The organism is Geitlerinema sp. PCC 7407 (assembly GCF_000317045.1).
In the GTDB taxonomy this organism is placed as follows: Bacteria; Cyanobacteriota; Cyanobacteriia; order PCC-7407; family PCC-7407; genus PCC-7407.
The window spans coordinates 1166024-1181070 of the sequence record NC_019703.1 but is presented as its reverse complement, the minus strand read 5'-3'; the positions used below and the strand labels follow the sequence as shown (position 1 = coordinate 1181070).

General features: G+C 61.4%; 9 protein-coding genes. 5 read left to right on the top strand and 4 right to left on the bottom strand.

Annotation, left to right across the window (positions count from 1 at the left end):
- The first annotated feature begins 190 nt into the window (after window positions 1-190).
- The 3 genes from GEI7407_RS05010 to pip are packed head-to-tail and all read left to right on the top strand — an operon-like array spanning window position 191 to window position 5793.
- A complete protein-coding gene (locus tag GEI7407_RS05010; protein WP_150109725.1) occupies window positions 191-1657 on the top strand; it encodes an efflux RND transporter periplasmic adaptor subunit in 1467 nt (488 codons plus the stop codon).
- Window positions 1658-1680: 23 nt separating this feature from the next.
- Window positions 1681-4806 carry an efflux RND transporter permease subunit gene (locus GEI7407_RS05005; protein ID WP_015171048.1) on the top strand — a complete coding sequence of 1042 codons (3126 nt, stop codon included), beginning with the start codon at window positions 1681-1683 and terminating at the stop codon, window positions 4804-4806.
- Window positions 4807-4842: 36 nt separating this feature from the next.
- The gene (gene pip / locus GEI7407_RS05000) at window positions 4843-5793 is read left to right on the top strand and encodes a prolyl aminopeptidase (RefSeq protein ID WP_015171047.1); all 951 of its coding nucleotides are present in this window, start codon (window positions 4843-4845) and stop codon (window positions 5791-5793) included.
- 451 nt (window positions 5794-6244) lie between these two features.
- Here pip and GEI7407_RS04995 read toward each other — a convergent pair whose 3' ends face one another.
- The 4 genes from GEI7407_RS04995 to GEI7407_RS04980 form a co-directional block, all read right to left on the bottom strand.
- Window positions 6245-6514 (bottom strand): GlsB/YeaQ/YmgE family stress response membrane protein, encoded by a 270-nt coding sequence (locus GEI7407_RS04995; protein WP_015171046.1) that lies wholly within the window; start codon window positions 6512-6514, stop codon window positions 6245-6247.
- A gap of 264 nt (window positions 6515-6778) precedes the next feature.
- Window positions 6779-9535, bottom strand: coding sequence for an AAA family ATPase (locus tag GEI7407_RS04990; protein WP_015171045.1), 2757 nt, complete (start codon window positions 9533-9535; stop codon window positions 6779-6781).
- A 12-nt stretch (window positions 9536-9547) separates the two neighbouring features.
- Window positions 9548-10219, bottom strand: a complete 672-nt coding sequence (gene cobO, locus GEI7407_RS04985; protein WP_015171044.1) for a cob(I)yrinic acid a,c-diamide adenosyltransferase — start codon at window positions 10217-10219, stop codon at window positions 9548-9550.
- A gap of 241 nt (window positions 10220-10460) precedes the next feature.
- Window positions 10461-12200, bottom strand: coding sequence for an ATP-binding protein (locus GEI7407_RS04980; RefSeq protein WP_015171043.1), 1740 nt, complete (start codon window positions 12198-12200; stop codon window positions 10461-10463).
- 687 nt (window positions 12201-12887) lie between these two features.
- Here GEI7407_RS04980 and pckA point away from each other — a divergent pair.
- On the top strand, window positions 12888-14615 hold the full coding sequence (pckA, locus tag GEI7407_RS04975; RefSeq protein ID WP_015171042.1) for a phosphoenolpyruvate carboxykinase (ATP): 1728 nt from the start codon (window positions 12888-12890) through the stop codon (window positions 14613-14615).
- Between the two features lie 48 nt (window positions 14616-14663).
- Window positions 14664-15008, top strand: a complete 345-nt coding sequence (locus tag GEI7407_RS04970; RefSeq protein WP_015171041.1) for a cupin domain-containing protein — start codon at window positions 14664-14666, stop codon at window positions 15006-15008.
- Window positions 15009-15047 lie beyond the last annotated feature (39 nt).

Here is a 15047-nt window from a genome sequence, read left to right as displayed (position 1 = left end):
TGGTTTTCGGCAATGTTACGCAGAAAAGTTCCACCATCTAGAGCCATAATGGTGAGTAAAAAAATGTAAATTTTTATGAGATTTGCTGTCAGATTTTGACAATTCGACAGCGGTCTCTGGCTCGCCTCCGTCAAACCTTTTGACCCCTTGACGAGTCGCCAGCCCCTCCCCCAAGGACGGTGAGAATCGCGTGACCTACCCAATGCAATCCCCCGAACCAAACCCCCAGGAGAATCTGGACGCTTTTGAGCCTGAAAGTCCGGAGCCTTCGCTCCCCGAGCAGCGATCGCCCGCCTCCCGAAAGCGCCTCTGGATCGGCGTGGGGCTCTCCCTAGCGATCGCCGCCGGTGCCCTCGGCAGCCGTCTGCTCACCCCCAGCTCGATCGCGGACCCCGTCGTCGCTGAAGAGGCCGAAGACGCCGCCAGCGCCAACCTCCCCAGCGTCTCGATCGCCAGCGTTGAGTCGGCTCCCATTTCGCGCACCCTGACCCTGAGCGGTACCGTCGCCGCCACCGACATGCTGCCGGTCCTCCCCAAGAGCCCCGGCCTCCAGATCGAGGAAGTCCTGGTCGAAGAGGGAGACTCCGTCCAAGCAGGCCAGGTGATGGCGGTCCTCGATGACTCAGTCGTGCGATCGCAAATCACCGAGGCCCAAGCCCAAGTCAGCTCCACCCAGTCCGGCGTTGACCAAGCCCAAGCTGGCCTCTTGCAAGCCCAGGCGAGCCTCGGCGAAGCCCAAGCGGGTCTGGTTCAGGCTCAGGCCCGCCTCGCCCAGGCCCAAGCCAGCTTGGCCCAAACCGAGCGGGACTTTGCCCGCTACGAATCCCTGGCCCAGGAGGGCATCACCAGCGAGCAAGATCTCGACGCCCGCCGGACCGCCGTCCAAACTGCCAAAGAAACGGTGCGGGTGGCCGAAGCCGACGTCCAGAGCGCCCAGGCCCGCCTCGCCAGCGCCAATGCCAATGTCCGCAACGCTCAGGCCAGCGTTGGCGGCGCCTCCTCAACGGTCAACAGCAACCAGGCGCGGGTCGAGCAGCTCGAAACCCAGCTCGGCCGCACCCTCGTGCGGGCTCCGGCGGCGGGCATCGTGGCGGAGAAGCTGGCCCGGGTCGGTGACGTGACCGCCAGCAGCGGCAAGCTGTTTTCGCTGATTCGGGACGGGGTGATCGAGCTCCAGGTGAAGGTGCCGGAAACCCAGCTGGCCCAGGTGCGCATCGGTGCGCGGGTGGAGGTGCGCTCTGACGCAGACGATCGCATCAACCTCGAAGGCCGGGTCCGGGAAATTGCGCCCTTGGTAGATCCCCAGACCCGCGAGGCCCTGGTGAAAATTGACCTGCCCAACGCCGATCTGCTCCGCCCCGGCATGTTCTTGCAGGCGGCTCTGGTGACCGACCAGACGCCGGGCCAGACGGTCCCCGCCAAGGCCGTGCTGCCCCAGCCCAACGGCAGCGCCATCGTGTATCGGGTGGTAGAGGGCGATCGCGTCCAGGCCCAAACCGTCACCCTGGGCAACACGCTGCCAGGCCAAGGGGGCGAGGCTGAGCGCATCGAGATTCGCCAAGGCCTAGAACTGGGTGATCGCATTGTGGTGGCCGGTGCCGCCTACCTCAAAGACGGCGATCGCGTTCGCATCGTCGAGACGACCCCCGGCTCCTAATCCCCCTCAACGACACCGCCACCATGTCCTGGAATATTTCCGCCTGGTCCATTCGCAAGCCGATTCCGACCATCGTTCTGTTTTTGTGCCTCACCTTTGCGGGGCTCCTGTCCTATCCCGGTCTGGGCATCGACGCCAACCCCAACATTGACATTCCGGCGGTGTCCGTCACCGTCACCCAGCCCGGTGCTGGCCCCACAGAGCTCGAGGCCCAGGTCACCAAAAAGGTCGAGGACGCCGTCGCGGGGATTGGCAATATCGATCAGCTGACCTCCCAGGTCAGCGACGGGGTCTCCAGCACGGTGATTAACTTCGTGCTGGGCACAGACAGCGATCGCGCCACCAACGACGTGCGAAACGCGATCGCCCAGATTCGCCAAAGCCTGCCCGCCGACGTCAACGACCCAGTGGTGCAGCGCCTGGAGTTTGCGGGCGGCCCGATCATGACCTACGCCGTCACCTCCGATCGGCGATCGGTCGAAGAGCTCAGCGATCTGGTGGACCGGACGATCGCCCGCGAAATCCTCACCATCGAGGGCGTCGCCCAGGTCCAGCGAGCTGGCGGCATCGATCGCGAAATCCGCATTGACCTCAACCCAGAGCGGCTCCAGGCCCTCGGCATCACGGCAACCCAGGTCAACGACCAAATTCGCGCCTTCAATATCAACCTGCCTGGGGGACGCTCTGACCTGGGCGGCAGCGAAACCAACATTCGGACTCTGGGCAGCGCCAGCAGCGTAGAGACCCTGAAAGCTTACGAAATCGTCCTGCCCCAGGGCGGCACCGTCCCCCTGAGCGAACTGGGGCAGGTCAGCGACGGGGCCAGTGAGCAGCGCCAAGCCGCCTTTCTCAATGGTCAGCCGGTGGTTGCTTTCTCGGTGCTGCGCAGCACCGGCAGCACGCTGGTCACCGTCGAGCACAAGGTGCGGCAGGTGGTCGATCGCCTAGAAACCACCCTGCCAGAGGACGTCAAGCTGGCGCTGATTTTCACCGGTGCAGACGCGATCGAGGAGTCCTACCAAGCCACCATCGATGCGCTGATCTTGGGGGTGCTGCTGACGGTGGCGACGGTGTGGGTTTTCCTGCGGGACTGGCGGCCCACGCTGATCACGGCGGTGACCATTCCTCTGTCGATTTTGCCGACCTTCGCCGTCATGCAGGCCCTGGGCTACACCCTCAACAGCATGACCCTCCTAGCGCTGGCCCTGGCGGTGGGGATTTTGGTGGATGACGCCATCGTCGAGATCGAGAATATCGAGCGCCACATCCAGATGGGCAAGCGGCCTTTCAAGGCGGCCCTAGACGCGTCGGCCGAAATCGGTCTGGCAGTGATCGCGACGACGGCCACGATCGTGGCGGTGTTTATCCCGGTGGCCTTCATGGGCGGGATTCCAGGCCAGTTTTTCCAGCCCTTTGGGGTGGTGGTGTCGGTGTCGGTCAGCTTTTCGACCCTGGTGGCCCGCACCGTGACCAATGTGATGGCTGTCGCGCTGCTGCGGCCCAATTCGGCTTCGGCGGCGGCAGATGACCAGAAGATTTTGCAGACCGGGTATGTCCGGCTGTACGCGGGGACGCTGCGCTGGGCGCTGAAGCATCGCGGGCTGACCCTGGCGATCGCCCTGGTATTCTTCGTTGGCAGCTTGCAGCTGGTGCCCTTCATTCCCAAGGGGCTGTTTGACAACGGCGATACGGGCCTTTCGCGGGTGTCCATCGAGGTGCCGCCAGGTTCGACGCTGCAAGATACCAATCAGGTTCTCCTCCAGGCCAGCGAAAAGCTCCAAGCCCATCCGGCGGTGGCGACAGTTTTTGGCAATGTGGGGCAGTCGGGCGGCTCCCGGGGGAGTTCCTCAGCGGTGAACACGGGCCAGATGTTCGTGCAGCTCAAGCCCCGGGGCGATCGCGCGCTGTCTCAGCGGGAGTTTGAGCAGGAAATGCGATCGCAGTTTCGCGACATTCCCGGAGCGCGGCTGACCTTTGCCAGCGGCGGCGCGTCGGGCGGCCGCACCGATCTCAATATCATTCTCAAGAGCGAAAATCCCGAGGCTCTAATCACGGCGGCCAATGCCCTCGAGAGCCAAATGCGGGAGGTCCAGGGCCTGGTGGAAATCAGCTCCAGCGCCAGCGTGGTCAAGCCCGAGCTGCTGATCCGGCCCAATCCCCAGCGGGCAGCAGATTTGGGGGTGTCGGTGCAGGCGATCGCCCGCACGGCGTCTCTGGCCACCCTGGGCGACAATGAGGCCAACCTGGCCAAGTTTGACCTGGCCGATCGCCAGATTCCCATCCGGGTGCAGCTCGATCCGAGCACCCGCAGCGACCTGGACACCCTGCGCACTCTGCGGGTGCCCAGCCAGACTGGCGCTTTGGTTCCGCTGTCGGCGGTGGCAGATTTGAGCTTGGGCAGCGGTCCGGCCAGCATCGATCGCTTCGATCGCGCTCGCCAGGTCTCGGTGGGCGCAAACCTCCAGGGCATCTCCCTCGGGGAGGCGATCGCCCAGGTGAACGCCCTGCCAGCCCTGCGATCGCTGCCCTCCGACGTCACCCAGCAGCCCGCTGGCGACGCCGAAATCATGCAGGAAATTTTTAGCCGGTTCGGGCTGGCTCTGGTGACCGGCGTGCTGTCGATCTACGCCATTCTCGTGCTGCTCTACAACGGCTTCTTGCACCCGATGACCATCATGGTGGCCCTGCCCTTGTCCATCGGCGGCGCGCTCCTGGGCCTCCTGGTCACCCAAAAAGAACTAGGCCTGTTTGCCCTGATCGGCATCGTGCTGCTGATGGGCATCGTGACCAAAAACTCCATTTTGCTGGTGGACTACGCCCTGATGCACAAGCAAACCGGCGGCAGTCAGCGGCAGGCCGTCCTCGAAGCCGGGATTTCTCGCCTGCGGCCGATCTTGATGACAGCACTGGCCACCATTGCCGGAATGCTGCCCATTGCTCTAGAAATTGGCGCGGGCTCCCAAACCCGCAGTCCCCTGGCGATCGCCGTGATTGGCGGCTTCACCACTTCCACGCTGCTGACCCTGGTTGTCGTGCCGGTGATCTTCACCTACGTGGACAATTTCCAAAGCTGGCTCAGCCGACGCCTCCAGCGGCGATCGCAGCGCCAAATCAAGCTCCTCGCCCTCTCAAAGCGGCGTTCAGCCTAGTTCCTTCGCCCTCTTCGCCATCTCCCTAGGCCCATCATGCGCGATCTCTACCCGCCCCTCGAGCCCTACCGGACCGGCACCCTCGCGGTCTCTAGCCTGCACACCCTGTATTTTGAAGAGTCCGGCAATCGCGAGGGGAAGCCCGTGGTCTTTCTGCACGGTGGGCCGGGGGGCGGCACGCTGCCGAGCCATCGGCAATACTTTGACCCCCAGCGCTGGCGGATCATCTTGTTTGATCAGCGGGGCTGTGGGCGCAGCACGCCCCACGCCGAGCTGCGGGAAAACACAACCTGGGACCTGGTCAGCGACATTGAAACCCTGCGATCGCACCTGGGCATCGATCGCTGGACCGTCTTTGGGGGCAGCTGGGGCAGCACCCTGGCCCTGGCCTACAGCCAGACCCACCCCGATCGCTGCGCTGGCCTGATTCTGCGCGGCATCTTCCTGCTGCGCCCCAAGGAGCTGCGCTGGTTTTACCAAGACGGAGCAAGCTATCTCTTTCCCGATGCCTGGGAAGCGTACCTGGCGCCCATTGCGCCCGCAGAGCGGAGCGACATGCTGCGAGCGTACTACCAGCGCCTGACGAGCGAAGACCCCGGGGTGCGTCAGCAGGCCGCCCGCGCCTGGTCCATCTGGGAAGGCAGCACCAGCCAGCTCATCCCCGACCCGGCCCTCCTCGATCGCTTCGGCGCCGACCAGTTTGCGGAGGCTTTCGCTCGCATCGAGTGTCATTACTTTGTGAATGGGGGCTTTTTCCCGTCGGACAACTACCTGATCGAGCAGGTCGATCGCCTTCGCTCGATTCCCGCTGTGATTGTCCAGGGTCGCTACGATGTCGTCTGTCCCATGGTCTCGGCCTGGGAGCTGCACCGGGCGTGGCCAGAGGCCGAGTTCGTGGTGGTTCCTGATGCTGGCCACTCTATGAGTGAACCCGGCATCCGCAGCGCCCTGATCCAGGCGACGGACCGATTCGCGGACGAGCTTTAGCGAACCGAGGGCGCAGCGGCTGGCAGCGGCTCGATTGGGCTGGAGGCGCTGTGCGCAAGGCCATCGTTGGAGACAATGGCCTCAAAGGATTCTTTTTGCGCAGGTTGCAACCCGCTCTTTGGTGATTGACTTCTCAGTTTGAGCACTTTTGTTTAGCCAACTGAGCGAGTAACTAGAGCGATTAATGATTAGCGGACAAAGACACAATTAAAAACTATTCGAAAAAATCAGGCGATCGCCCAAGAGATTTATCTATTTTTTGAAATTACTTTTTACCTGAAACTCAAGTTCTTAAAATTTAGATTTGCTGTTTGTTGAGGGCGATCGCAATCAATCATAAACAAAAAAATAGGGCTAGGAGTTTTCCTAGCCCTTCAAGCCTGTAGCTTGCACAACCAGTTACATCTTAGGAAGGGAGAAATCGAGCAACTCGTGACCGAGTCGTGAGGGACTATGCAGTCCGGCGAGTCAACAGACCCCACAGGAAGATGAGGATGATCGCGCCGAGCACAGCAAAGAACACGCCGGAGAAGGTCAAGGCTCCTGTGAGGGCGCTACCTCCTGCCCCGAAGAGCAGATTACCCACGTAGCCGCCCACAATGGCACCTATAATTCCCAAACCGATGGTGGCAAAGATGCCGCCGCCCTGATGACCCGGATAAATTGCTTTCGCGATCGCACCCGCAATCAGACCCAGAATAATCCAAGAAATAATAGACATTTGGAAATCACCTCGAACAAGTTGTTTGAATTAAGATTGCTTTGAATCTTTTGCTTGTATGAATCAATCATTGCATGGCAATTTGTGAGCGTCTTCTGTCAGCAGAAATAAAGAGATTTCAAGAAAAGGCAAAATCGCCCGTTTCTGTCTCTCAGAAGACGTATGCACTCTAGATAGCGCATTAGCAGCCCTGCCGAATTGCGCGTTGATGTGCGCCCCTTTAGAACGCTGAGCGAGAGAACTCGCCGCGATCGCCCCTGGGCATCACTCGGAGCGATCAACCCGGATGATGTTCTCCGTAATGCTTTCGAAGGTGTCGTCGTGGCTGATCACAAAGATCTGCTGGAAGCTGCGCAGATTGCCGATCGCCTCCGCTAGCTGCTGTCGCCGCGCCCGGTCCATGTTGGTGGTGGGCTCATCAAAGAAGGCGATGTCCACCTCAGCCAGCACCTTCATCAGGGCGAGCCGCACCGCCAGGGCCGCGCACATCTGCTCACCCCCCGAGAGGCTGCGGAAGCCGCGCCAGTGCCCCCCTTCTTGGACCCGAATTTCGTAATCTTCGGTCCACTCGAGGGCGACATTGGGCCGGTTGAGCAGCTCCCGAAACAGGCGATCGGCCTCGCGAGAAATCTCCGCCAGGTAAAACTCCGTGATGCGCGGCCCCGCCTGCCGATAAAACTCCCGAGCATCGGCGATGAACTGGCGCACTTGCTGCTGGCGTCCCAGCTCGGCCTGGGCAATGTCGCGCTGGGTGGCGATCGCCGCTCGCTCAGCCAGTTCGCGCTCGAGGCGCTGGAGCTCTTTGCGCTTTTCGGGCAGGCCGCCCACCAGCTGGTCCTTGCGGCTCTGCACCGACTGGAAGCTCTGCTCCACCATGGCCAGCTGGGCCGGGTCGTAGGCCGCCACCAGGGCTTCCCAGGTTTCTTGGGCGCGCGATCGCCCCTGGGTCAGGCTCACCAGTTCGGCCTCCGCAGCGGCCAGCTTTTGACTCAGCTCGGCGACGCTGCGGGCGTCCTGCTCGTGCTGCAAATAGGACTGGTAGGCCAGCTGGTGGGCTTGGCGCTGCTGCTGCTGGAGAGCGAGCTGCTGCTCGAGGTCAACAAAAACGTCGAGCTGCTGCTGAAGCTTCTGGAGGCGCTGCTGGATCTGGTCTTGCTCCTGGTGAATCGCCTGAATCTTTTCGGTCAGGGCCGGCTGCTGCTGGAGGGACTGACGCAGGATCTGGCTGCGGGCCTGGGGATTGGCGAGGGCCGCCAGGTCTTGGGCGATCTGGGTCTGGCGCTGCTCGAGGTCGGGCTGCTGTTCGAGCTGGTGCTGCAAGAATTTGAGGCGCTGCTGGAGGGCCGTCAGCTCGGCCAAGATGTCGGCGTGCTTGGTTTCTAGGGCGGAGCGGCCCCCGTAGGCGGCCTGGTGCTGGTAGGCGATCGCCAGCTGGGCCTGGGCATCCTGGAGCTGCTGCTCGAGGCGGGAAACGTCGGTTTGGGCCGTCAGATCTGTCAAGATGCTCTGGACCTCGGTCACCAGCTGGCCGTGCAGGGCCAGGGTATCGTGGAGCGTCGCGATCGCCGTTTCCACCGGTCCCGAAAACAGCGGCAGCGCCTGGGAAATTTCCTCGAGGCCCGTGGCCGCCTGGGCGATCGCCTCAGACTGGGTCTGCCGCTGGCCCGTCGCCGCCGCCACGATGCGCTGGAGGTCCGCCGTAAACTGCTGAGCAGCTCCCAGGCGACCCAGCTGGGATTGCCAGTCCTGACACTGCTGCTCTAGGGCTGGAATCTGATCGACTAGGCCCTGGAGGCTCTGCAAGCGCTCTAGCTCTGCCTCGACCTGGGCCAGATCGGTTTTGAGACGCAGGATTTGCTGCTGGGCGCTGGTTTGCTCTAGGATGTCTCGCTGACAGGCTTGCAGAGCCTGGGCGATCGCCTCGCGCTGCTCTTCGAGGGTGCGCTGCTGATCTACCAAGGGCTTGAGGGCATCGAGCTCCTGCTGGCGCTGGCGCAGCTCTTCTTGCTGGGTGGTCAGCACCTTGAGCTGGATCTCAGACTGGTCGAGCGATCGCTGCTCCGCCTCGCGCTCCTGCCAGAGCTGCTGGCGCTGGCGCTGGTCCTGCTCAAGGGCTTGCAGACTCGCCTCGGCGGCCAAAAACGTCTGGTAGCCCGATTGGTTGGCCTGACAGATGGCCGCCGCCTGCTGCGATCGCTCCAGGGATAGCTTGAGCAGCTGATTGGTCTGGTTTTTTCCCTCGATTTGGGCCGTCAGCTGCTGCTGCTGATCGGCCAGCTGGCGAATTTTTTCGGACTGGGCCGTCAGCTCGTTTTTTTGGGCCTGGAGCGCTGCCAATTCTTGGTCGCAGGCTTTCAGGACCGCCTCATCTTGCAAAATCGCCTGCTGCAAGCCGCTGTGGCTCTCGCGCAGGCTCTCCCAGTCCTGGAGCACCTCGTCGTACTGGGCGATCGCCCGCTCCAGATCCGCCACCTGATCCTCGATGTACTTGCGCAGGGGATTGGTTTTCTCGTAGGCCTGCTTGTACTCCTCGACCTTGAGGATCGGATCGAAGACTTTGCGGCGATCGTTGGGGCGCTTGAGAAAATCCGCCGTAAAGGTTCCCTGGGGAATCCCGATCGTGCTGGCAAACAGCTCCGCCAAACCAATGTTGGAGTTGAGCCCCAGGTGCTCCTGGAGCCAGGGCAGCACCTCCTCATCCACCTTGCGCAGATCGAGGGTGGCTTTTAGGTCGGGGTCGTAGATTTTGTAGCCGTTCTGGGTGCAGCGCCGCACCTCGTACACCCGGCCATCTTTGCCCGACAAGAGGCTGACGGCCACCTGGGCGCTGGTTTGCCCCCGGCGAATCAAGTCCGCCTTGACGTAGTCGCTGTGGTCAAACAGAACCCAGGCGATCGCCTCCAAGATGCTCGTCTTCCCCGCACCATTTTCACCGCAGATGGCGTTGGTGCCCCGCTGAAACTCAAAGTGGCAATCGCTGTAGGACTTAAAGTTTGTGAGGGTCAGGGAGAGGATCTGCATGGAAGGCCGCTATTAGAATTCGATGCCGGGCTGAGCTTTGACTCCCTGCTCGCGGAAGGGATGTTTCACCAGCTTCATTTCGGTGACGAGGTCCGCCTGCTCGATCAGGGCCGCGGGCGCTCCCCGACCCGTCAAAATCACGTGAGAGTCTGCCGGCTTTTCGGTCAGCCCCGCCAGCACCTGCTCCACCGTGAGATAGCCCAGCTTGAGGGCGATGTTCACCTCATCGAGCAGCACCAGCCGATAGGCCGGGTCGCGAATGAGGTCCAGGGCCGTCGACCAGGCCTCCTGGGCCAGGGCCGCATCCCGCTGGCGGTCCTGGGTTTCCCAGGTGAAGCCTTCTCCCATGGCCTGAAAGGTGAGCTGGTCTGCCCAGCGCCCCAGGACGGCTTTCTCGGCGGGCTCCCAGGCGCCCTTGATGAACTGGACGATGCCGACTCGGTAGCCGTGGCCCAGGGCGCGCATCACCATGCCCAGGGCGGCGGTGGTTTTGCCCTTGCCGTCGCCGGTGTGCACGATGACGAGGCCTTTTTCGAGGGAGCGGGCCGCTAGGCGCTCTTCTTGAACGCTTTTGCGACGCTCCATTTTCTTGCGATACTGCTCTTCGCTGAGGGTGGCAGTGCCCTCCGAGAGATATCCCGACTCCAAGTTTTGGTCTAGCTCTGGACGGGGGTTGGTGGTCATTCCAAATCTCCTACAGCAAGGTCAATCCCAGCCTGCGATCGCGATCTTTGCGGGTGTACTCCGCGACCCAAGCTGCCTGAGGGCGATCGCCCTCAAACACCGCAGCGTCTCAGAAAGCGGGACACCCTCGCCAATTTTTGCCCAAAACCGGGAGTCTTTCGCCCTAGGGCGATCGCACAGGCGCAGGTTCCACATTAGCGCCCTTTGCAGGTTCTCGTGATCCGGGGAGGCCCCCATGGCACTAGCCTAGCGGCAACTGAATGATAAACTCCGTTCCCTTGCCCACCGCCGACAGAAAGCTCAGCTTGCCGCCGTGCTTCTCCTCTACGATCTGTCGGGAAATCGACAGGCCCAGCCCGGTCCCGTAGCCCACGGGCTTGGTGGTAAACATATAGTCAAACAGGCGCTGCTGCACCTCCTCGGGCATGCCGGGGCCATTATCCCGAATCGAAATCACCACCGCCGAGGTGTCTAGCACCGAGGTCGACAGGGAAATTTGGTTGGGGTGCTTGGCAATTTCGGCGTAGGTCAGCCCCTGGTTGTTCTCCTCTAGGGCGTCGATGGCGTTGACCATGAGGTTCATAAAGACCTGGTTGAGCTGGCCCGGAAAGCAGTAGATGGCGGGCAACTCGCCATAGTGCTTGACCACCTCGATCGCAGGGCGATCGCTCTGGGCCTTGAGGCGGTTTTGCAGCAGCATCAGGGTGCTGTTGAGCCCTTCGTGGACCTCGAACTCCACCTTGTCGCAGGTGTCGCTGCGCACAAAGGTCTTCATAGAGTAGCTAATGCTCTGGATGCGCCTGACGGCCTCCTTCATCGATCGCATCAGCTTTGGCAAATCCTCCTGGACAAAGTCCAGCTCGATCTCCTCCATCAAGCGGGCGATCGCCGGATCTGGGGCCGGACAGTACCGCTGGTACTCCCGCAGCAGCCGAAACAGATCCTGAATATAGGTTTCCGCTGGCTTCAGATTGCCCACCAGGGAGCCCACTGGATTGTTGATTTCGTGGGCAATCCCCGCGATCATCTGGCCCAGACTCGACATTTTTTCGGCCTGGATCAGCTGGGTTTGAATCGTTTGCAGATCCCGCAGCGCCTGCTCAGACTTCTCTTTTTCCTGTTGCAGGGCCGCCGTCCGCTGCTGCACCCGCAGCTCCAGCACCTCGTTCGCCTCCTCCAGTTTCACCTTCGCCTCGTGGAGCGCCAGCTCTGCCCGTTTGCGATCGTTGATCTCCAGCAAAAAGCCAATCAGCTGCGTCGGCTTGCCCGCCTGCCGCAGCACCGTCACGATGTCCTTCACCCAGACCCAGCGGCCATCCCCAGAGCGCAGCCGATACTCCACCACGTAGTCATCTTGATCGAGCAGCGTCGCCGGATCGTGGTAGGGAATGTGGGGCAAGTCCTCGGGATGGACATGATCGAGCCAGAAGTGGGAGCCGTACCAGGTGGCCAGGTCGTAGTCCAGCAGTTCCGCCGCTCGCGGCCCCACGTAGGTAAAGCGATGGGTGGCCACCTCTGCTTCCCAGGGCACCATCTGGACGCTTTCCACCAGGCGCTTGAGGCGCTGGCGGGTGCGATCGAAGGCCTGCTCCATTTGCTTGCGCGTCGTGATGTCCGTCGCCAGCAGCGAGTAGCGACAAACCTCACCCTGCTCATCTCGAATCGGCTGGGCGTCCACCAGCAGCCAAAACTCCGACTGCTCGCAGGAGACGCAGGTCAGCTCGACCTTGAAGGCAGCTCCCTGGTAGAGGCGCTCTTGGATATAGGCCTGCTGCTCACCCCCAACGGCACAGGGCATTAGCGCCTTGAAGAACAACTTTCCCGCCAAGTCCTCCGTTGGCAGTCCCGTTCGCTCTGCAAAAGTTTGGTTAACCCACTCGATTTGCCCTTCACGATCGGTCAGCGCCATGAGCAAGTCGGGGCGTACCGAGAGGGCCTGAACCATCACCGCAGGCATTTCAGCCGATCCACCAACCGCCATGCCCTCGACTCCTCAAACCGTTGTGATGTTGCTGCATCCTGTTTTCAACAAACCTGCGCACGTCGACACGTATTACTATCATCGCGCACCCGAAGACTGACCCGGAGAGTTGTTTTCGTCCGTCCGAAACTTTTTTTGGCTTATCCGGAAAGCCCAGGAAACATCACACTAAGATTGTCAAATCTTCTCAAGAAGATGGTCAATATTTCACACCATCTTTCATCTGGAAACTGATTGGCTCAGAAATCTATCTTTAGAGAGAGAAGGGAGCTGTCAGCGTCAGGAGCGATCGCCCTAGGGGATTGGCTGTCGACCGGGGGATCACAACTCCCTACTAGGTTAGCCCGATTTTGGTTGATTCACCATCTCGGCAGGGGTAGGCTCTGCCTGAGGAAAGAGTCGAGATAGTTTACAGCTCGAAGCAACTCCTTCGAGAGCAAAAAACCGTTCTTCAAAGTTAATTTTTGAATTTTATAAAAGCCAGCCAAAATCAGATCAGAAATTGCCTAATCTGATCTAAAAAATCGCAATTTTCTGATCAAGGATTGGTCAGTCATTCGCAGCGTTTGGGCGAGATTTTGGGAAAGCGGGCGATCGCCGACCCAGGCCTTGAACCTAGCTGGCCCATTCGTCAGATTCAGTGATTTCTCTTCGCCTCAGTCTCTGCGTTTCTGGTAGGTGACCCCCATGGGCATAGATATTCACGAGCTCCGTCCTCTGAGCATTCTGGATCTGGAGCCGGACAGCCTCTCGACCCACAATAGCCACCCTCGCCCTGACATTCCCGGCCCGAGCGTCCCTAGGCCTTGGAGCAGCTACTCTGGGGTCCGGGAGGCCTACGGCCTCGAGGCGCTGGGCATGGGAAACTTGGGCTGCGTCCACCGCAATCTATCGCCAGCGCAGCTGATCGAGCACGCAGTGGTGCGGGGGGAGGCGGTGCTGGCCCACAATGGGGCGCTTTGTGTACGAACGGGGGCCTATACGGGGCGATCGCCTCGGGACAAGTTCATTGTGAACGAGCCCGACAGTCAAACTTCTATTGACTGGAATCCGGTGAACGTTGCGATTTCAGAGGAAAATTTTCAGCGGCTTTATCATCGAATTTTGTCCTATATTCAGGGCCGTGATCTGTATATTTTTGATGGCTATGTTGGCAGCGATCGCCAATACCAAATGGGCGTGCGCGTGGTGACGGAACTGGCGTCCCAAAGCCTGTTTGCCCATCAGTTATTTCTGCGTCCAACGGCGGCTGAGCTCGCCCACCATCAAGCCGATTTCACGGTGATTTCGGTGCCGGGTCTCAAGGCGGATCCGAGGCTGGACCAAGGGGTCAACAGCGAAGCGTTTATTGTGCTGCACCTGGGCCAGCGGCTGGTGCTGATCGGCGGCTCTCGCTACGCTGGCGAGATCAAGAAGTCCGTCTTTTCTCTGATGAACTACTTTATGGCTCGGCGGGGGGTGCTGCCGATGCACTGCGCTGCCAATCGCGACGCCGAGGGCCGCACGGCGCTCTTTTTTGGGCTGTCGGGGACCGGCAAGACGACGCTGTCGGCCGATCCGGCGCGATCGCTGATTGGCGATGACGAGCACGGCTGGTCTGGCAGCGGGATTTTTAACTTTGAGGGGGGCTGCTATGCCAAGGCGATTCGGCTGTCGGAGGCCACAGAGCCGCAGATTTGGCAGGCAATTCGGTTTGGGGCGCTGCTGGAGAATGTCCCCCTCGGGCGCGATCGCACCCCCGACTACCAAGACGCCAGCCTGACGGAAAACACCCGCGCAGCCTATCCCCTATCCCACATCCCAAATAGCGCTTCTCCCAGCGTGGGCGAGCATCCCAGCACGATTTTGTTTCTCACCGCAGACGCTTTCGGCGTTTTGCCGCCCATTGCCAAGCTGACCTACGAGCAGGCGCTCTATCACTTTTTGTCGGGGTACACGAGCAAGCTGGCAGGGACAGAGCGGGGCGTGCTGGAGCCCCAGGCCACGTTTTCGGCCTGCTTTGGCCAGCCGTTTTTGCCGCTGCCGGCGACGGTGTACGCGGAGATGTTGGGCGATCGCCTGCGGAGCCACCCGAGCGCGGAGGTGTACTTGGTGAATACGGGCTGGTCCGGCGGTCCCTACGGCGTGGGCGATCGCCTGCCGCTGGCCGTGACGCGGGCCTTGGTGAGCGCGGCCCTGAGGGGCGACTTGCGAGCGGTTCCCACCGATCTGGATCCTGTTTTTCAGGTTGCGATTCCTCGGTCGGTGCCCGGCATTTCATCACGCCTGCTCCATCCCCGCGACACCTGGGCCGACCCCCAGGCCTACGATCGCCAGGCGCGGCAGCTCGCCCAGCGCTTCATCGACAATTTCCAGCAGGTGGGGGGCGATCGCCCGGATCTGGTCGCCGCTGGGCCGCGCGTTGAGTCGCCCTAGCCCTGCTAGGCTGGGAAGGTTTGATGCGAAAGCGCGCGATCATCGCCCATGAGCAACTTCTTTGAGCTGCCCGAGCCCCTCCCAGCGGAGGAAGCCTTCGAGCCCTTGGTCGACAGTTCTGCCGTGCTGATCGAGCGCATTATTTCCTGCGGGCAAACCACGCCGCCAGGGCAGTGGTACGACCAAGAGCGCGATGAGTGGGTCCTACTGGTCCAGGGGCAAGCGGCGATCGCCTACGACGACGGCACCGAAATCCGCCTAGGCGCCGGGGACTCGCTGCTGATTGCGGCCCACCAGCGCCACCGCGTCACCTTCACCAGCGCCGATCCGCCCTGCCTATGGCTGGCCGTCCACGGACCCCTGACCCATCGGAAAAACGTACCCCAAAAGTGAGGTTCTCCGGACTGTCAGCCGCCCCAAAGCGAGACAGGA

Excerpts from the sequence above, each read along its gene's own strand:
- cobO (WP_015171044.1), bottom strand. The coding sequence starts at position 10,219 with ATGACCACCAACCCCCGTCCAGAGCTAGACCAAAACTTGGAGTCGGGA.
- pckA (WP_015171042.1), top strand. The coding sequence starts at position 12,888 with ATGGGCATAGATATTCACGAGCTCCGTCCTCTGAGCATTCTGGATCTG.
- GEI7407_RS05005 (WP_015171048.1), top strand. The coding sequence starts at position 1,681 with ATGTCCTGGAATATTTCCGCCTGGTCCATTCGCAAGCCGATTCCGACC.
- GEI7407_RS04980 (WP_015171043.1), bottom strand. The coding sequence starts at position 12,200 with ATGGCGGTTGGTGGATCGGCTGAAATGCCTGCGGTGATGGTTCAGGCC.
- pip (WP_015171047.1), top strand. The coding sequence starts at position 4,843 with ATGCGCGATCTCTACCCGCCCCTCGAGCCCTACCGGACCGGCACCCTC.
- GEI7407_RS04995 (WP_015171046.1), bottom strand. The coding sequence starts at position 6,514 with ATGTCTATTATTTCTTGGATTATTCTGGGTCTGATTGCGGGTGCGATC.
- GEI7407_RS04970 (WP_015171041.1), top strand. The coding sequence starts at position 14,664 with ATGAGCAACTTCTTTGAGCTGCCCGAGCCCCTCCCAGCGGAGGAAGCC.
- GEI7407_RS04990 (WP_015171045.1), bottom strand. The coding sequence starts at position 9,535 with ATGCAGATCCTCTCCCTGACCCTCACAAACTTTAAGTCCTACAGCGAT.